The following is an 18,401-nucleotide window of genomic DNA, read 5'->3' as shown; positions in this document are numbered from 1 at the left end:
ATCAATCATTCCTATCTCCACACGAACTGTCGGAGCGGAACTCTGTATCTCCCGCTTCAAGAACGACAGCCTCGAGGACGGCTCCACCGATCAACTCGCCGGTCCGTTGCGAAAAGTCATCGTAATTGCCAGCAAGGATCGTGACGGTGAGATCTAAGCAAGGGAAGACCATCAGCCGCTGGTCACCATTGCCGCCCGCAAAAGCGACTTCGTGTCCGTTAAGCGCCCCGCGATACCATTGATAACCATAGCCGCTTTTCATGCGCGCAGTATTGAACCACGCAATGCGGGCGACATGGCGCTGCGTAATCGCATCGATCCACGCTGAGTCTATGACCTGTTGACCATTCCAGACGCCACGATTGAGTAAGAGTTGCCCAAATTTCGCAAGGTCTGCAGGCCTTAGTCGCAGCCCCGATGCAACCGACGGAGGGTGATGGTGCGGCCAGGCCGGGGAACGGCGCCAATCATAGTCTTCTATGGCTAGCGGATCGAACAGTTTGTCTTTAATGAACTGTTCAAACGGTGTGTCCGTTTCGCGTTCAATAAGGTAGCCCAGCGTCTGCGTGATGCCGCCATTGTAGTACCACTCGGTTCCAGGCTCGACCACAACGTCTCGCGACAAAACAAGTCCCAGCGGATTGGTCGTAGCGCCAAGCCTAATTTCGTCATTGGCTTCGTTTGCGAGCCCATCCGCCGTCCGATAAGGCTCCGACATTTCATTCCACTCGAGCCCGGCCTGCATCGTCAACGCATCATGAAGGGAGATGTCAGCAGTGCCGGAGCCGAGGCGGTCGCGATAATCCGGGAAGAAGGAAACAAGCGGGCGCTTCAAATCGGCTTTCCAGTCGTCGCCAAGCGCGAGACCCAAAGCGAGCGCGGCGATGCTCTTGGTAACCGAGCGCAGATCGTGTTTGCGATCGGAAGTCTGCAGTACCTCGCCGAGCGGCGTGCCCCAATCGGCGTCAGGGGCCGCGTAGTACCGCTCGAAGACCCGCTCCCCTCGGAAATCCACCAAGACCGCGTGAACGTCCTCGATCCTGTCGCCCTCGAGTTCGGCATGCAGCTCTTCTAAGCGCTCATAGTCTATAGCGCTTTCGGCAAGGGCCGTCGCTGGGACGCCCGCGAGCGAGACCATCAAGCAAAAGACCAAGAGCCGGATCATTGATCTGCCATCGACCGAGCATCACACGCCCCGTCGCATCCGAGACCAGCCAACGGCACGGAATCACCTGGCGATCGGGACGATTGCCTGCCTTCCACCCTTGCCGAGCGGCCCGGACCGGTCTGCCCGCCGGCGATGCGCCAGCCCTTTGCGCGCTTGACCATGCCGACCGTCATCCATCCGTCGAAGGCGAACTCGACGTTCCCGCCTGGCGAATGCATGGCGAAATCGAAGTGCGCAGAAACTAGAGCTGCATCTTGACCAAGGCTGACAGTGCGAAGAGCGTCTATCGTCATCCGCGGCTTGCCGTCACTTAGCGACAAAGCGCGCATGGCGGTGGCGGCATCTTCGGAAGAGTTGTAGACAATGTCACCCCGCTCAATCCAATGAAAGCCTGTAGCATCGTCGTACATTGCGGTGGCCGCCTCATAGTCAGCTTCATTGATGGCTGCGACATAGGCCTCGAAAGCCGCTTGAGGTCCACGCGATGGTGCAGGCTCTGACAGTTGGCATGAGACCAAAGTCCATGAGACTAGAAACAGGCCAAAATATCGCATTCTCATTCCTCGTGCGGACTTCATAGTCTCAAACCGTTCATCGCAGGCCGCCAGACGATGCCCCGCGAGCCCAATACATCATCGAGGCAACCTCTGACTGATACTGAACCAAAACCGCGACGTTCCCTTCTGTATCTTCGAAGTGACAGAGTTCTCCGACGCCGGGAAGCGCCACAATTTTGCCAAGTATCTCACCTCCCGCCTCCTCAACCCGCCGCATCGATTCTTGAATGTCATCGACGGCTATCGAACATTCGAAACCGCCTTTCCCGTCGGAGAATCGATCGGATCGCTTTTGCAGGGCACCACCCACTCCCGCGCCTAAAATCCGGTAAAAGCCAGGAGGCCCCCACGCTTCGAATTCCCATTGAAAGACGTTTTCATAAAAGGCTTTTGCACGGTCAACATCGTCTGCCGCGATGGCAAAGTGGGCAAGTTTGTTGGGCACGATGTCTCCTTTCGGATTGGTGCTGCTAGACAATGAGTAGCGGTGAAACCCTCGTCGTGGTTCACTGGTGCCTGCGAACCTCGTATCCTCTTTCTGTCAGCATTGTGGCGAGGCTGTCTTGGCCCGCGAGATGCCCCATGCCAACACTTACCAGGACGATACCATCTTCCTCGCGGAGCAACGACTCGATCTGATCGGCCCACTCGTCGTTCCGCGAAACCAGAATCGCATTATAGACCTCGTCGCTCGACCACGCTCCTTTCTCGCCGTGCAGAATCGATCCGAGGTCCTCCACGTCCCCACTTATCCAAGCCGCGTTGGCCCGTGCGGTCTGTCCGGGATCATTGGCGAGCGTTCGGACAGTGTGAAGCAGCAATCCAACTTGCTCTTCGTTGGAAAATGCCGCCATGCGCTGCATCAAATCCGTAGGTTCCTCAAGTGTCTGGATCGGCTTCCCAATGTGGGTGGCACGAGCCGCTATTTGAAGCGGAGGTCCGTTGGCCAGATCGAAACCTTGGCTGGTGACGGCCTGAAATCCGATCTGTATCGAAGCCAGCCAAGGCTTAAGGGGGTCCAGTCCCTCGCGCGGAATGCCAAGAGCACGGGCAAGAGCGCCCACTTCGCTGAGTTGGGCTTCAGTCAGCAGCCCAGAGAGCGTTACACCTGGAGGGTTCAGACCCGTGCTACGAATCGCCTCTTGGGTTTCGGCCTGTGCCGACTGGTCGACAGGATTGGACTCCATGACGACCAGATCGGCACTGCTTAGGATCTCCTTGAATTCAGCGCTGCGCCAATCGACGCCCGGCTTAAGCGCCTGAGCGAAAACGAAAAGGTGAATGGTCGTGTCCTCGTCGGTCATGGTCCAGATCGCTGGTTTGCCGGCGATTGGAGTGGCCGCGGTGCTCGAAGCCTCTGACACGGATGGTGCGCAAGCAGCGAGCGCGACGATGCCTAGTAATGCGATAGAACTGTTTCGTGCAGCGGCTACGGTTGGCAAAAATGCCATTTGATTGCTCCGGTTATTGGATTGCAATTTGTGAGAGACTGATCGCGCTTGCGATCATTCGCTTCGGTGCATTCAGGACGCGGCGCGTTCCGGTCGGTCTCGGTCGAGCGCTTCCTCTTCTAGGAAGAGCCGCCGCGCAAAGAGAAGCGATCCGGCCTGCACCGCGATCGCCGCACCAAGCAGCGCCCACTGTGCGTTCTCCGGCACCAAGACATATGCCAACGGCGTCATAATCAGTGTGGTTAAGACCAAACCACGCCCAAGAACTCTGTGTGATCGGGCCCAGACAGATGGGCTTGCCAGCGTCCAGCTGTTCCGGATACCGATCGGGCTATTGAAGGGAAGGGTCACAATGACATTTCCGGCCAACAGCAGAAAGGAAGCCAGAAGGGCAAGGAACACGATATTGGTTTGCTGCTCTGCGATAACCCCGAGTGTTTGCAAAGGGGCGAGCACCTGACAGACCAAAGCAACAAGCGGACCGGTCAGGATCGCCATTGCGGGTACAGCGTCCGATTTGCTGCCGGAAAACGCATGCTTCTTCGCGACCGCGACAAGCAACATGATGACCGCGCCAATCGCCGCCCATGCGACCGGGAAGGTCAGAACGGATCTGGCCAGCGACACTTCAGGACTAGGTAGGCCTGCCCATGGCGAGACGCCAATTAACCAGAGTGACGTTCCGATCACAGCCGTAAGCACCACAATTGCAGATGAAGCAGTTAGGATACGTGTCATGGCTTTGGATCCACTTCTAATTGGGGAATGTCCGGAACAGAGCGTTCCGCTGTCGCATCAGCTGAAGCGCCGAGCAGACCAACAAGCGCCGAGAGCGCCTCTTCGGCTACCGTTGCGTTGAGATGATAGTGAATCACCACACCATCGCGGTCACCTCTGATAAGGTCGGCCTCTTTGAGAGCCGCAAAATGTGTCGACATGGTCGGCTTCGAGACCGCATATGCGTCGGCCAATTCGCCAGCCGTCAAAGGTCCATCCTGCAACCGGGATAGGATGTCCCTGCGAATGGGATTGTTCAGGGCCTTAAGGACTGTTCCAATTTTCATACTCATCTAATTAGATAGTGATATAATTAGAGTCAAGTCAAATCAACGGCGATGGATTCTCAGGCCGGACACCTGACCTTGTCTGCGGCAAATTTACGCAGGCAATCACAGCAACAAGTGTTCTCATCGAGCTGGAAAGGCCGCACTTATGCGAAAAATGTGTGATCGGCTCCTCATCGAAGAGATGGAAACGGCGACCCGATAACCAAGGACTTAAAACTGAATGGCGGCTTCTCGACCTAGGCCACCATAAGCGGACTGTCCGCAATCGGCCCAGTTTCAGCCGCTGTTGGAGCGCGTGTGGGCACTGTCAGAGCAAATGTACCTCTAGCCGAATTCGTATGGTCGGGTAGGGCAGGGCGATGCCCCGCAAGAAGAACCCAGCCAGCCCTTTTCGCTATTTCAACTCATCACCGGAGATCATCCGCCTTGTCGTGATGATGTATGTGCGTTTTCCCCTGAGCCTACGGAACGTGGAAGACCTTCTTTCCGAGCGCGGGATCGACATTTGCCACGAGACTGTGCGGCACTGGTGGAACCGGTTTGGCCCATTGTTTGCAGCTGATGTGCGACGTCAGCGGGCAAGCAGAATGCGCGGTTTCCGGCAGTGGAAGTGGCATCTCGATGAGGTCTATGTAAAGATCAACGGAGAGCTTCATTATCTGTGGCGGGCGGTCGATCAGGAGGGCGAGATCCTTGAGAGCTACGTCACCAAGACCAGAGACAAGAAGGCAGCGCTGCAGTCTATGAAAAAAGCGCTGAAGCGCTACGGGTCACCAAGTGAGATCACCACCGATGGTCTCGCCTCGTACAAAGCAGCGATGCGAGAGCTCGGCAATACCGACAAGCAGGAAGTGAGACGCTGGGCCAACAATAGAGTTGAGAACTCGCACCTACCGTTCCGGCGAAGAGAGCGAGCGATGCTCAGGTTCCGGCAGATGAAGAGCCTGCAGAAGTTCGCCTCGGTCCACGCCAACGTCCACAACCACTTCAACTCCGAACGCCACCTCATCGACAGACAGACCTACAAGACCCGCCGCTCAGCCGCCCTGGCTGAGTGGCAGAACCTCATGGCATGAACTCACATCGGGTAAGGGATAGCTGCGCCAACCAGAGACGAGTTGCGATTAGACTGACAGCACCGGAAAGACAGCTACGTGTTCGTAGTTGATTGCAAGGCCGATCTCGTGCTTGCGAACCCTGCATTCCCCGATCGCGAAGGCGGCGATATTCGCAAGCACGTCGACTATGCAGGATATCGCTATGGCGAGGCGCTGTGCGATGTCGCAGCAAACCCGCAGGGCGGATGGGTCGAATATAGCTGGTTGATCCCAGGTACTGAAACCGTTGCCAAGAAGATCAGCTACGTCCGCAGTGTACCTGGGCGCGAGATGCAGATCGGCGCTGGTGTGTATTCGCTTCAAGAATCGGATTTGATTGCCGACCAATGAACCACGGCGACTTTAGCGATGCGGTATGCGCCATTTCAGGACAATTGCGACGTCCAGAGGAATGCACTTGATTGGCCAAGGAGTGAAGATTCCCTGACATCGCGAGCCGGCAAATCCGTTTCGGTGTTTAGACTCGTCTTCGGTAATATTCCGTCTGGTCGCGGCGATCCATGTTCGCTTTCAGTTGAACCTGTGGAGATAACAGCAGATGGCCTGCGCGCCCAATACGTTGCGATAGCAATTCTAGGCGATGCGGACTTGCAGGATGGGCGGCTGGGCCACTGACATGATCAGACGCCATCCCAAGAGCTGTAATGGTGGATCCAGCATCCCGCGATGAACTTCTACATTCCAGCAGGGATCATAGCTTCTTCCCAACTTACGCCTACATAGGATTGGATCGCTTCCTCACTTTCCCGTCAAGAGGTCAATGCGTATTCATTGATCGACCACTCGGTAGGCTTGAGAATGATGACATTCTCAAATCCTTGGGCTTCGCTTACAGAGGCGACGGAAATGGACGCGAACTTCTCTTCGAACTGATCTCGTAATGCCAGGCGAATGCGTGTTCTAAAGATCCTGGTGATAGAGATCGCATATCATCCTTGCAGTGACTGGCGCCAGCATCACCGTAACAGCGATCCGGTCAGTGCCTGCTGAACTGATTCATAAGAGGCTAGTGGAACAGCTGTTTTCAATACGAGAACGGACAATCCGCTTCCGACCAACAAGTTGCAGCCAACTCTATCCGATAGACATCGAACCTAACGATGACGTCAAAACCGAGAGGCCTGATTGCTCACCGGGCTAATAGATCACTCTAACATAGTGTCCGATCCATGCGAGTGCTGAATTAAGTTGAGCTACGACCGGATTACCGGGGAAAGGCCATAAGATTGCTTCAACCGCGATTGCGAACGCAAATCCTTGCCAATAGACTGGGTGCACTTTGCCATGAAATAATCGATCAAAGACCATGGCTGACACCATGAAGGCGTTCGTGGCCAAAACCCAGCCGGTTTCAGCCCATGCGACTGGTCCGAAAAGGAATCCAAACACCCTGAAAAGTGCCGCACCCAAGCCAGCCGAACTTGCCAACACCATCCACCGTTTGTGTGCCTGAAAGCGCCCTTCCATAGCCATGCGAATGGCGAGCGCAAAGAAGACCGCAAAGAGCAGAATATTGGAGAAGATCAGCGAGCCGACATACCGGAGGAAGGCGAGGAACCCGTCAGCGTCGCCGCTCAATGCGTCATCCATCCGGACGGAAAGCACGAATACTCCGGTGACGATCATGATCAAAGCGAGCGCAACACTCGCGCGCCCGAACGCCATGTGGAGTTTAGAGCGGTTGGCCGCAATCAGCACAGCCTGCATTGGGAACAGAAGATACCAGACGAAGAACGACCAACCATGGATGTGCACAAATGGCGACAAATCCGGATAACTTCCGGTCAGCATCGGGGTGAAATATGTAAAGGTGAAGCCGAAGAACGCCGTGGCAGTGGTAGCGAGAGCAAAGCTTGAAAAGAATACGCGGTCGGCTCTCGATATCATCCGAGCTTCGTTATCGGTCGCCGCAAGTCCCATAGCCTTCCCTCAAGGCGGCATTCTACAGGAAGGGGGCTTAACCGTAAATGCCCGCACTTGGATCGTCAGTAGACCGTCAGCTTCACAGCCTCTGACTACAGAGAACGGACGGTCCGCTTCCAGCCCACAAGCCGCCATTGGTTGGACTATGGTTGGGTGTGGTTCGGACGCTGCTTGCCGGCGTAAGCATCGCGCTATTTCAGCAAAGCCAGAACATAGTACGGGTGGACTGCAGCGTCTGTTACGATGATGTGGTCTCGAGTGGCATACTCTGTCTCGGGATCTCGTCTCCACCAACCAGTCAGACAGACTTCCTGCTCGTCACTCAAGTCGCGTGCGCCGCTCAGCCTGATGCCTACACGACCATGCCGATTCAACATGGTATCGGAATAGTGTACAGAACCTTTGGTAGAAAACTCTCCGCATACCCTCACATTTTGATCGCGCCATTTCTCAGGTTCACCGCGCTAGACGTCGATAGCGATCGGATCAGGATTGTGCGCGAGAAAGATAAAAAGAAGAGCAAACATGGAACATCAAAGCAGATTTCGACTCGTTCGGTGAAAGTCTTCTTAAATGCGTTCGTGGACCGGTTGCTCTGAGATAGCTTGTCGCACTTCTTGCCTAATCTAAGGCTGACTGTCTGGAATCGGCCCAATTATTGCTTCCTTTACGGGAGGTGAGGCACCGCTGGGCAACTATCCTCGACAATGACGGGGGCTTTGACCAGTGTCTGTCTCATGAAGCCCTGGTCGCAAGCTCAGCCCCTCGTTTGGCCTCTGGTAGCTTGGCTGTCAGTTGCACTAGTGGGTGCGGTAGCACCCGCCGTGGCCATGCTGCTGCTCATTGATCCGAATAATGCTAGACCGCTCACTGTGATAGGCGGTCCTATACTGGCAGTAGGCCTGATGGGGGCGGGAATGATCGGAGCGGCCACTACCGGGCGCTTGTGGATTGGCGTACTTCTCGCGCTCCTAGCTGGCTCGGGCCTTATACTTCTCGCGCGCATGCTAGGCATGTCACACCTGCAGCACCCGCTTTCGACCGGTCTGGCAGTGTTTATCGCCAGCGTCAGCTTCGCCGCGCGGGGCGCCCTCTTTGCCTGTAGCGGAAAGGGCAAAGGCTGGTCGATCGCGTTGTTCGTGGTCGCAGGCGAGGCTGCTGTTATTGCGACAGCCGTTGTACAGCCGGGTGCGATACCCGAGTGGCTTCTTGTTCTACTGCCAGCACAATGGGCCAACATGGCGATCCAAACTGCGCTTGCTGGCACAGGCACTCTCGCGGCAAGTTCGGCGTTGATTGCCCTCGGCGGCACTGCGGCGGCTACGCTGCTAGTGGTCGGGCTGTGGCCACGCCGATGGACTTACTTTGTGATGTTAACGGCGTGGATCGGTCTCGCCGCGCTCGTGTGGTACTCGCCCGCTTAGCCTGGACCCCGTGTCAATTCTGTCATCGCCGAGGAATCAGCGAGGCAAATCACTTGGATGGCCAACACTCCACTCGCTCTACGGGTAGCCAAAGCACAGCGGATCTTGTTGGGATGTGATCCAGAACCGGACCATCCATTTACGGCCCGGAACCAAAACGCCATTCGAACATGGCTGGTGTCAAATTGCATCCATTTATTTCGGAAATCAAACCGCAGAATATAGCGCTTCAGGCGTCTCGACACTCCAGAAAAGTGGCATCCACCGGTGTTGACCACTCGCGTAATAACGCCTCTTCGTGATACCAAATGGGTTCGATTTTCGCACTGCCAAACGCTCTTATTGACTATATATACAATACGTGCCACTCCTGCTTCCACAAGGGGAGAGGAATAATGAGATACAATCGCAAGGTACCGCTATATTCGGCTTTTGCCTTAGCCACCGCGCTCGCCGCATCGCCAGCCCTGGCACAGGACGAAGCCGGTGATGGTGCGTCGCAAGACAATGACAATGTTATTATTGTGACGGCGCAGTTGCGAGAGGAGGATGTCCAAGACGTTCCGATCTCCATCACAGCGTTAACGTCAGAGAACCTCTTGGCCGCGCGCATCGAAGACTCGCAAGATTTGCAGTTTAACGCCCCCAACGTGATTTTGTCTGCCAATCGTAATTTGACTATTCGCGGGGTGGGTTCACAGAGTTTCGGCGGCAGCGCCGATACGAATATTGGCGTTCTCGTCAACGGCGTATTCCTGCAGCAGGGCAGCACTTTCGGTGAGTTCTTCGATTTGGAACGGATCGAAGTGCTACGCGGACCGCAAGGGACGCTTTTTGGTCGCAACACCACTGGCGGTGCGATCAATATCGTCAACAAGCGCCCGACTGACAGGTTCGAAGGCTACGCACAGCTACAGCTTGAAAACTTTGATGGCGTTCGCGCGGAGGCCGCGATCAATCTGCCGATTGCAAAGGGACTCTATCAACGCTTTGCTGCGCACGTCCTCAAGCGTGACGGATACACACTCAATCTTGAAAACAATCAGCCAATCGATGGCCGCGATCAATACAGCCTGCGATCAAGCACACGGTTTGAACCGACCGACACGACAACCATCGACCTCGTGCTCAATTACTTCCGGGAAGATTCCAATCGCGCGAATGCAGTGAAAAGCCTGTGCACGCCGGATGCAACGTTCGGTTGTTCGTCCGAGACGGTCAGCTTCGATTTTCCGGACGCATTCGGGATCGACGGATTGCTCGGCGGAGCAGTCAGGCCCGGCACCTATTCCGACAATCCGACCGATCTTCGCCAAGTGCGCATCGATATAGAACCCGAGCAGGATATCGAGGACTTCCTCGCCACATTGCAAATCGAACAGCAACTCGGAGCTCTCACGCTGACCTCGGTCACCGGTTACCGCGTCGGTGAAAACGAATCCTTTCGCGACTTCGATCAGGGCACCCGTCCGAGCGCATTCGAACCGGGAACCTATACAACCGCCTTTGGCCCGCTCACGATCGCCGATGCCGGAAACGGTGACGGTGTGCTGACCTATAATCTTCGCGCTGGCGGCCAGGCGGTCACCACGACCGATTACCGCACCTCGCAGGAAGCCTTCGGCAAACGCGAACAATTCAGCCAGGAGCTGCGCCTTGGCTCCAATTTCGACGGGCCGTTCGATTTCCTCGTCGGTGCTTATTATCTGTGGGCGGAAAGTTCGGGCGAAGTCACCACGTACCTGCCCGTTACGCGCACCTTGGGCTTCACGACCAGCGGAAACACCAGCGACGCCGATGTCGATAGCTACGCAGTGTTCGGCGAACTCTACTATGACATCACGCCCGAATTGAGCATACTGGGCGGGCTGCGCTACACCAAGGATGACAAGTCGATCACGACCGCAAGTGGATTCGTGGCACTCGGCGCGCCATTCATTGGAGAGGCGGAATTCGATGCGGTTACTGGTCGCGCAAGTGTGAGTTGGCAGCCGACGCCCGACAACAACTTCTATTTCACCTATTCGCGCGGTTTCAAATCGGGCGGTTTCAATCCCGGCAACCTCGGTACGCCCACCTTCAACTCGGAAACCATCGATTCATACGAGCTAGGCACCAAGAACCAATTCATGGACCGGCGTGTGACGGTCAACGCCGCTATCTTCCGCTACGATTATTCCGATCTGATCGTTGGCAACATCGTCGGTACGCTCGCAACCAACGTGAACATCCCGTCTTCGCGGATTCAGGGCTTCGAGCTTGAGGCCGTGGCAGAGCCGCAGGACGGTTTGCGCCTTGAGGGCTCGCTTGGTCTGCTCGACACCGAAGTCCGCAGCGACTTTCTCTCCTCTGATCCATCGCGCGGAGGAGCTTTCTTCCAATTGCAGGGCAATACGCTCCCCAATGCGCCAGAGCGCACTTTCAAGCTTGCCGCCGAATACACTTTCATCGGCGGAAGCAATTGGACAGTGCGACCGAGGGTGGATTTCTACAGTCAGACAGGGTTCTTCAGCCGGGAATTCAATGTTCCGGCAGACCGGGTTGATGGATGGGAACAGCTCGACCTTTCGCTGCAGTTCGCCCTCGAAGACCGCGACTGGAACCTCACCGCATTCGTGAAAAATGTGACCAACAACGACGATATCACTTTTCTCGAGGTGAACTCCAATCTGGTCGGGAGCTTTCGCAGCGCCTTTCTCATTGATCCGCGCATTTACGGCATTGCGCTGCGCGTAGGATTTTGATGGGTCGCGAAAATCAAAGGGGACGCAGTTGATGGGTGGATTGTTCGATTTGGAGGGGCATGTTGCGTTGGTGACAGGCGGCAACACCGGGCTTGGCTTGGGCATGGCCAGAGGTTTGGCCAAGGCAGGAGCTCACATTGCGATCTGGGGCCGCAATGTTGATCGCAATGCCTCTGCCGTTGATAAGCTCATCCACCTCGGCGTGGAAGCGGAGGGGTACGTCTGCGATGTAACGGATCCCGAAGCGATCAACGCGGCGATGTCGGCTACGATTAAACGGTTCGGCAGGCTGGACAGCTGTTTCGCCAATGCCGGCGGTTCGGGCGTGCGAAAACCTTTTGTCGATCACACACCGGTACGATTGGGAGTCGACAATTGACCTCAACTTGAACAGCGTAACGGCGACGATGCAGGCGGCGACAAAACAGTTCCTTGCGCAAGGTGAAGGTGGCAAGCTCATTGTATCGTCTTCCATTGCTGCGCTGATGGGAATTCCCGGCGGCGGCTATTCGGCCACGAAGGCTGCGGTGTCCGGGCTAATCCGGAGCCTGGCGATTGAGCTGGCGCCTGCGGGCATACAGGCCAATGCAATTCTGCCCGGCTTTATCGAGACTGAGATGTCGACGAAAACACCGCAAGCGTTTCAAGACGCCTGCTTGCGGCGCACTGCCTCCGGAAAGCTCGGCACACTTGAGGATATGGAGGGCGTCGCGGTCTTCCTCGCCTCTCGGCAAAGCAACCTTGTGACGGGCCATTCGCTCGTGATCGATGGCGGCCAGTCGATCTTCCCGATGTAGTAATGTGTGCGGCGCTTATTCGCCTCGCAATGACTGCCGTTTGCGGATGTAGTCGTCCTTAATTGCCATGATTGCGCCGATAATCATGGTCACTGTAATGTCCTCGACCTGCTTCCAGCTCATCGTATGACGACTTTTGTCGCGCAGGAGGTATATCCCAGCTGATGCGGGAAGACCGAAACTGATGTCAACGCATGCCTGCGCAACATCTTGCGGCAGGTCGAGATGCTTACCGATAATCCCGGCTAGATAGTCGACTGCTGCGTCGCGTCCATATTCGGTCGGATCGTGGACCGCGCTGACGCTCGGTTCAGCCTGCAAACGGTCGATAATCAGACCGCGCTCATCGATATATTTGATATACGCGTGTGTGATACCGCGCACGAGACCTTCGAAAGTCTTGGCGTCTTGCGCCGCCTCGCTTTGTTCGCGCCGAAGCATTCGTAGCTCGCGTTCAAGCAGCTCGCTGAGAAGTTCATTAAGATTGGGGAAGTAGTTGTAGACTAGTGATTTGCTCACACCAGCTGCTTGCGCGATAGAATCCATGGTGATCGCGGCAACCCCTTCGCGCCCGACCATTTCGGCCGCGTGATCGAGGATAAGCCGTCGGCGTTCTGCCGGATCGAGCCGGGTGCGCACTTTGCGGGCGGTGGATGCCATTGCGGAAGGTGTAGCAAACACTGGCTGAGAATCCAGAGCTGCGGCGTCAAAGAGGCGGGAGCGGGTATGATGCTGGATCGTGCCAACGCATTTCATGAATCGAGCGATCTCTGCCTGCACTGATATTTTGCTGAAAGGCCAGCAGGTTTCCCTCGGGATCGCGAGCATAGCGCACCCGCCACCCCCCGAGAGTAAACGCCGGACCAGCGAACTCGATACCTTGGGGTTCGAGGCGGGCTATCGTGCCATCGAGATCGGAGACTTCGAAGGACAAGCTGTTGTAGCCAATTCGCTCCAGCGTCCAGTCCGTGCGCGAGGTCGGCGTGGCTGGTTCTTCGTAGTTCCAGAATTCCAGTTCGAAGTTCCATGTCGCGAACCAGCTTGCGGTGACGACCGTTCCGTCGATGTCGACCACATCGTCGATGGTCTCCATTCGCGTTGCAGGCAATTCGCGATGTGGCCCGTAGCCGAGAATTTTGGTGTAAAAATCAACCATCCTCGCCTTGTCGCCGGGCACGTTAGCGATGTGCGTCAACCAAGCATCATCTTGCCGCCGAGGGCGTTCGAGCTGTTCCATTTCGATCATGATGCCATCGGGGTCGAACCCATACGCATATGTGACACCGTATCCACCAAGATCAACTGCGTCGTTCCCGCGCGAGAGAATGTCGAGCCCAGCTTCGCGAAAGCGCTGGTAGCCGGAATTGTCGGCATGGGTCTGCCAACAAATATGGGTGTAGCCCGGTCCTGTAACCGAGCGCTTTTCCGGCTCCGCATCCAAGCCCGGCTCCACGTCGGTCAATACGAGAAAGACGGTAGGCGTTCGAACCAGCGCAACTTCTATCTGCCCCTCTCGCCTTGAAAGGACTTCGGCGGGCAGGCTCGATGCATCCACCATGCGGCGTTCGACCAGATCGAAATCGACCACGGAGCCGTAGAATGCCACCGTGTCATCGATATCGGAAACGGTGATTCCGACATGATGGACGCCTAGAATGGAGTCCGGTGAAGCGGGAGTGGCAGCGCCCGTTCGGCCAGCGGAAGTCGTGCAAGCCGACAATGCAAAGCAAGCGATGCCCGCAACCAAAAGGCGTTTCATTCCCGTTCTCCCGCTGGACGATAGGCGAGCAAGACATTGCCTGCGATCTCGCCGAATTTGTCGTAGCCTGAGTTCACAAAAATCATGCCGCCGGCGACCACGACACCGGCACTATCGATCGATCCGCCCCTCGCCTCGGCGCCGTTGACAGTCTCGAACGTCCGATTGGTCTCGTCCATCCACAGCACTCTGCCATCGAAGGCCGAGTAGGCAATCAAGCGTCCGTTGTGCGCTCCCGCAAAGATGACGCCGGGCATCGCCGTCAATGGGGCGGAAAGAGCTGTCTGGCAGGCATAACCCGGTTCGTCGCAAGTCGGCTTTTCAATGCGCGACCACAGCTTACGACCCGTCGCTGCTTCGAATGCGTGAATGCCGGGTCGCGGTGGGCCGACAGTGAAGCGGTTGCCGGGCGTGTCAGCAATCGGCACCCACAGCGTCTTACCATCGCTTGCCATGCCCCAGTGAATGCCGCCATTGAACCCGCCCATACCGGCGCGTTCACTCCAAAGGATACGGCCGCTGTCATCGGGGTCCATGCCGAAGACTTCCCCGGATTTCTGCCCGGCCAGAATGATATCCCTGCCCGATGGAAGCTCGACCAGAATCGGTGCCGCACCAAAATCGAAGTCTGGGCCGTCCTCTTCAGGACAGTTGGCCTTCGGGTCGCGGCCACACGCTGCGTTCCAAGCGTCTCCTGCCACCGTCTGGGAGACCCAGCGGAGCCGCCCGTTGCTCAGCGACAGAGCGACAATGGCGTCGCTGTTGCCATTCGCTGGCGAGGTGTAGTTCTCGCCCGTCCCGACATACAACAACTCGCGCTTCGCATCGATCGTTGGCGTTGACCAGACGGGTGCGCCGCTGGGCGCTAGGACGTCGATGCCAATGCTGTTGCTGCCAGTTTTCGTCGGTTCATCGACAGAGAACCACCGCCATTTATGCTCGCCATTGCCTGCGTCCAGTGCGGTGACACCGCCGCGAAAAGTGCAGCAAGCGTATTGGTCATCGTACGCGGACACGACTTCAAGTGACGACATGGGCACGAAAAGGGTGTCCTTATGGAGAGCAATACTCCCGGTGATCGTGCCGTCGGGATGATCCCGCACCGATTTAGACCAGCGTCCCTCCCCTGTGAGAGGATCGACTGCATGAACTACCGCATCGACATCGCCAAAATAGAGCGACTGTGGTCGGCCATCGGTCCCGGTTTCAATCACCGGCGCGTTGCGAACCTCAGCTCCTGCATCATAGGTCCACCATATGCATCCGGTTTGAGGATCTAGAGCATAGACATGACCCGACTGACTGCCAGTGAACAGCGCTTCGGGTGTGATGGCTGGCTGAGAGCGTGCTCTCTGTGCGCCAGGAAAACCGAATGCCCATGCCAGTTCGAGCCGCTCGACCTCATCAACGCCCAGACCCGCATTCTGGCGCGACTGAAAACGTGTGTTGGCATTGCCGTTGCCCCAGCGGCCCCACAAAGGCGCGCCGGAGAATCGCAAAGTGCCCTCGCAGCGCGGCCCGGTGGCTTCGCGCGCCGCTTGTCCTCTACCCAAATACTCAGCCAACACGACGCGGTCGATAGAAGACAGAGCGGCCGACTGTGCCTGCATGATCCCGCCATTCATTGAGGCGAGTACCTGCGCCTGGCTTCGCTCTTCCAATGCGGCACGGGTCGGAGCGCCGTTGACACCCCCATTATGACAGGAGGCGCAGTTCTGTTCATAGAGACGTTCAGCCAATGCAGCCTTGCCGCTTTCAGGCAATGCCTGCGCCTCTTCGCCAACCTGAGGTGAGCAAGCAGCAAGTGCGGCAGCCATCAGGCCGATTATCGCAAATCCGCTTTTCATTCCTCACCCCATCCGTTATTGACTAATAATACAATAGAGGGGTTGACTGTCAATGCGAAGGCTCGGAATTGCACTGTTTGGTGGGACCGTGGCAGCGTGCTCACATCAACCGGCACAGCCACCCGCTCCTTTAGTGCCAGAGAAGATCGCGGAGCAGGTGGCGTCGGACCCGGCGGTCGATTACGCAAACGAACTCGCAGGACCCGGCACGCCCTATCGCAGCGGCTTCAGCGGCGAAGGCAATGAGCGCATACATTATGTGGAGGCAGGTCAGGGGCCGACAGTACTCTTCGTGCATGGTTTTCCCAGCTTCTGGTATGTCTGGCGCGATCAGATGGAGTCGCTGCGGCATTGCCGGCGCGTCATTGCAATCGACGCGCCGGGATCCGGGCTATCGGCGAAACCCCAATCAGACGATGCGTACAAGGTCGAGACCCTTGCGAAACGCCTGGACGCTCTGATCAATGATCTTGCGCCGGGAGAAAAGATAACGCTCGTCGGACACGATTGGGGCGGCGCGCTCGCGTGGAGCTATGTCCAATGGGATCCGAACAAAGTGGAAAGATTGGCTGTCTTCAGCGCTCCATCTTACAATCTGCTACTGGATCTTCTTGCATATGATCCGGAACAACGCGCAGCGTCCAGTTACATGTCGAGGCTGCTCGCAATCGACCGCGAAACGGCGGCTACGGATACATTTGCATCGTCGTTCTACAACCTCGCATACAAGCGGATGGTTGAAACCGCGGTGCTGGAAGAGCGCGAAGGAGCACTGTTCCGCGCCGCGCTTGGCAAAAAGGGCGCGCTCTATGCCGGTATTCAGTGGTACAAGGCGAATGTTCCATCATTCGATCAGCTCAATCCTTCAGCGCATTACTGGCCGGAGGATAGATCTTTGGTCGAAATTCCTGTCTTGCTTGTCAGGGGCGCAGAAGACAAAACCTTTGTGAAGCAGATGGAGAACAAGGCGTTGGCCGGCGCCTCGAATCTGACCGTCGTAACCATTAACAGCGCTGGCCATTGGACCCCGTTTCAAAATCCTGAGGCAACGAACAGCGCAATGGGTGACTTTGTTCTTCGAGATGATCCATCGTGCAATATTCCGGCCAATTAGCGGAGCGATTGGCACTGTCAGAGCAAATGTACCTGCTAGTGTAACGCGGGTGATTAGCTAGGGCAGGGCAATGCCTCGCAAGAAGAACCCAGCCAGCCCGTTTCGTTATTTCAACTCATCGCCGGAAATTATCCGCCTTGTGGTGATGATGTATGTGCGTTTTCCGCTGAGCCTGCGGAATGTCGAGGATCTGCTGGCGGAGCGCGGCATTGATATCTGTCACGAGACGGTCCGATTCTGGTGGACCGGTTTGGCCCCATGTTCGCAGCGGACATCAAGCGCCAGCGCATCAACCGGATGAGAGGCTTCAGGCAGTGGCGCTGGCCTCTCGATGAGATGCTTGTGAAGATCAACGGAGAGACGCACTACCTCTGGCGAGCGATCGACCAAGAAGGCGAAGTGCTTGAGAGCTTCGTCACTAAGAAACGCGACAATAAGGTGGCCCTACGCTTCATGAGAAACGCGCTGAAGAACCACGGACCTGTCGAAACCATCACCACTGATGGCCTGATGTCCTACAAAGCGGCCATGAGCGAGCTTGGAAACCAGGGCCGACAGGAGATAGGTCGCTGGGCCAACAATCGAGTAGAGAACTCACACTTGCCGTTCCGACGAAGAGAAAGGGTGATGCTGCGTTTCAGGAGGATGAAATCTCTTCAGAAATTCGCTTCAGTCCATGCCAACGTCCAAAACCACTTCAGCTCCGACCGCCACCTCATCGACAGACAAAGCTACAAGGCCACCCGTTCCGCCGCTCTGGCGGAGTGGCAATCGCCCATGGCCTGACCGGAGGTTTGGGCAGGGCGCTCTGTATCGAACGGAGACGAGTTCGCGTTAGACTGACAGCACCGCCACCTATCTCGAGCACCCGTCTCTAGTTTTAGGTCGTCCGCGAAAGCCCGCAGAACAGGCGGGTTTGTGTGCCTCAAGCCGTAACAGGCATTTTCGCGGGTATGGCACGGATTCAACCCGGCAGGACCTCCTATTTCCCGTGGGTTGTGTGCCAAGGGAAGGGGTTTCTTGTATTAATATAGCAGGGCATTTAATGTCTGTTTGGGCCGTCCAATTCGCCGGATTGCAGGGTTTTTGCGCCTGCAAGGCCTGTATCGGGCTCACGAACTACCGGCGCAACATGCTGCATTTCCCAGCTCAGCGGGATCGTCATCTGCCGGAGATTTTCGAGGATCAGATGAGGTGGTTGCCGACCGGTGATGATCGCCTGCCGAATGTCGGGCGGGAGAAATGCGAGGCGCAGGATATTGCGATCGTATGGCGAGACCGGCGCGGTCTGCATCACCCGGAAACCGCGCTCGTTCAAGAGCACGGCATGCGCCTTTCGCAGGGCGCCTTTCGGCGCGCCATCGGGCCGCGGTGATGCGAGCGAGGACCTAGTGACGAGTTTCCTGTCGCCGCGAAGCGGTAATAAAAGTGG

General features: G+C 56.7%; 18 protein-coding genes and 1 pseudogene. 8 read left to right on the top strand and 11 right to left on the bottom strand.

Annotated elements, in window-relative coordinates:
- Position 1 precedes the first annotated feature (1 nt).
- The 6 genes from AC0L39_RS13495 to AC0L39_RS13470 all read right to left on the bottom strand — a co-directional run bounded on the left by AC0L39_RS13495 (position 2) and on the right by AC0L39_RS13470 (position 4,240).
- Entirely contained in the window at positions 2-1,165 is a 1,164-nt protein-coding gene (locus AC0L39_RS13495) for a serine hydrolase domain-containing protein (RefSeq protein ID WP_473258627.1), read from the bottom strand.
- Positions 1,162-1,578, bottom strand: a complete 417-nt coding sequence (locus AC0L39_RS13490) for a hypothetical protein (RefSeq protein WP_473258625.1) — start codon at positions 1,576-1,578, stop codon at positions 1,162-1,164. The genes AC0L39_RS13495 and AC0L39_RS13490 overlap by 4 nt, the downstream gene beginning before the upstream one ends.
- A 181-nt stretch (positions 1,579-1,759) precedes the next feature.
- Positions 1,760-2,170 (bottom strand): VOC family protein, encoded by a 411-nt coding sequence (locus tag AC0L39_RS13485; RefSeq protein ID WP_473258623.1) that lies wholly within the window; start codon positions 2,168-2,170, stop codon positions 1,760-1,762.
- Between the two features lie 61 nt (positions 2,171-2,231).
- On the bottom strand, positions 2,232-3,029 hold the full coding sequence (locus tag AC0L39_RS13480) for a TraB/GumN family protein (protein WP_473258621.1): 798 nt from the start codon (positions 3,027-3,029) through the stop codon (positions 2,232-2,234).
- Between the two features lie 219 nt (positions 3,030-3,248).
- Complete coding sequence (locus AC0L39_RS13475) at positions 3,249-3,914, bottom strand: SdpI family protein (RefSeq protein WP_473258619.1); 666 nt, start codon at positions 3,912-3,914, stop codon at positions 3,249-3,251.
- On the bottom strand, positions 3,911-4,240 hold the full coding sequence (locus AC0L39_RS13470) for a metalloregulator ArsR/SmtB family transcription factor (protein ID WP_473258617.1): 330 nt from the start codon (positions 4,238-4,240) through the stop codon (positions 3,911-3,913). The genes AC0L39_RS13475 and AC0L39_RS13470 overlap by 4 nt, the downstream gene beginning before the upstream one ends.
- 362 nt (positions 4,241-4,602) lie before the next feature.
- Here AC0L39_RS13470 and AC0L39_RS13465 point away from each other — a divergent pair, with 362 nt between their 5' ends.
- Together AC0L39_RS13465 and AC0L39_RS13460 are read left to right on the top strand one after the other, a co-directional pair.
- Positions 4,603-5,319, top strand: coding sequence for an IS6 family transposase (locus AC0L39_RS13465; RefSeq protein ID WP_473258615.1), 717 nt, complete (start codon positions 4,603-4,605; stop codon positions 5,317-5,319).
- A gap of 78 nt (positions 5,320-5,397) precedes the next feature.
- Entirely contained in the window at positions 5,398-5,691 is a 294-nt protein-coding gene (locus AC0L39_RS13460) for a cache domain-containing protein (RefSeq protein ID WP_473258613.1), read from the top strand.
- 807 nt (positions 5,692-6,498) lie between these two features.
- Here the strand turns inward: AC0L39_RS13460 and AC0L39_RS13455 are convergent.
- Positions 6,499-7,281 carry a hypothetical protein gene (locus AC0L39_RS13455; protein WP_473258610.1) on the bottom strand — a complete coding sequence of 261 codons (783 nt, stop codon included), beginning with the start codon at positions 7,279-7,281 and terminating at the stop codon, positions 6,499-6,501.
- A gap of 1,016 nt (positions 7,282-8,297) precedes the next feature.
- Between AC0L39_RS13455 and AC0L39_RS13450 the strand changes: the two genes are divergently transcribed.
- From AC0L39_RS13450 to AC0L39_RS13435, 4 genes are all read left to right on the top strand, one after another.
- Positions 8,298-8,708: a hypothetical protein gene (locus AC0L39_RS13450; protein ID WP_473258608.1), complete on the top strand. Its 411-nt coding sequence runs from the start codon at positions 8,298-8,300 to the stop codon at positions 8,706-8,708.
- 308 nt (positions 8,709-9,016) lie between these two features.
- Positions 9,017-11,452: a TonB-dependent receptor gene (locus AC0L39_RS13445; protein ID WP_473258607.1), complete on the top strand. Its 2,436-nt coding sequence runs from the start codon at positions 9,017-9,019 to the stop codon at positions 11,450-11,452.
- Between the two features lie 31 nt (positions 11,453-11,483).
- Complete coding sequence (locus AC0L39_RS13440; RefSeq protein WP_473258605.1) at positions 11,484-11,831, top strand: SDR family NAD(P)-dependent oxidoreductase; 348 nt, start codon at positions 11,484-11,486, stop codon at positions 11,829-11,831.
- 28 nt (positions 11,832-11,859) lie between these two features.
- Positions 11,860-12,249 carry an SDR family NAD(P)-dependent oxidoreductase gene (locus tag AC0L39_RS13435; protein ID WP_473258603.1) on the top strand — a complete coding sequence of 130 codons (390 nt, stop codon included), beginning with the start codon at positions 11,860-11,862 and terminating at the stop codon, positions 12,247-12,249.
- Positions 12,250-12,264: 15 nt separating this feature from the next.
- Here AC0L39_RS13435 and AC0L39_RS13430 read toward each other — a convergent pair whose 3' ends face one another.
- From AC0L39_RS13430 to AC0L39_RS13420, 3 genes are all read right to left on the bottom strand, one after another.
- Positions 12,265-12,828, bottom strand: coding sequence for a TetR/AcrR family transcriptional regulator (locus AC0L39_RS13430; RefSeq protein WP_473258601.1), 564 nt, complete (start codon positions 12,826-12,828; stop codon positions 12,265-12,267).
- Positions 12,829-12,955: 127 nt separating this feature from the next.
- Positions 12,956-14,008, bottom strand: coding sequence for a VOC family protein (locus tag AC0L39_RS13425; protein ID WP_473258599.1), 1,053 nt, complete (start codon positions 14,006-14,008; stop codon positions 12,956-12,958).
- Positions 14,005-15,855 carry an outer membrane protein assembly factor BamB family protein gene (locus AC0L39_RS13420; protein WP_473258597.1) on the bottom strand — a complete coding sequence of 617 codons (1,851 nt, stop codon included), beginning with the start codon at positions 15,853-15,855 and terminating at the stop codon, positions 14,005-14,007. The genes AC0L39_RS13425 and AC0L39_RS13420 overlap by 4 nt, the downstream gene beginning before the upstream one ends.
- A gap of 133 nt (positions 15,856-15,988) precedes the next feature.
- On the opposite strand from AC0L39_RS13420, the gene AC0L39_RS13415 reads away from it, so the two are divergent.
- Both AC0L39_RS13415 and AC0L39_RS13410 read left to right on the top strand, forming a co-directional pair.
- Entirely contained in the window at positions 15,989-16,969 is a 981-nt protein-coding gene (locus AC0L39_RS13415) for an alpha/beta fold hydrolase (RefSeq protein ID WP_473258595.1), read from the top strand.
- Positions 16,970-17,039: 70 nt separating this feature from the next.
- Positions 17,040-17,755, top strand: a pseudogene (locus tag AC0L39_RS13410) (IS6 family transposase).
- A 256-nt stretch (positions 17,756-18,011) separates the two neighbouring features.
- Here the strand turns inward: AC0L39_RS13410 and AC0L39_RS13405 are convergent.
- Complete coding sequence (locus AC0L39_RS13405) at positions 18,012-18,293, bottom strand: hypothetical protein (protein WP_473258593.1); 282 nt, start codon at positions 18,291-18,293, stop codon at positions 18,012-18,014.
- Positions 18,294-18,401 lie beyond the last annotated feature (108 nt).

It is taken from the genome of Erythrobacter sp. K21-9 (assembly GCF_055808355.1).
The sequence above is the reverse complement of the archived record's forward strand: the minus strand, read 5'-3'. Positions and strand labels throughout refer to the sequence as shown.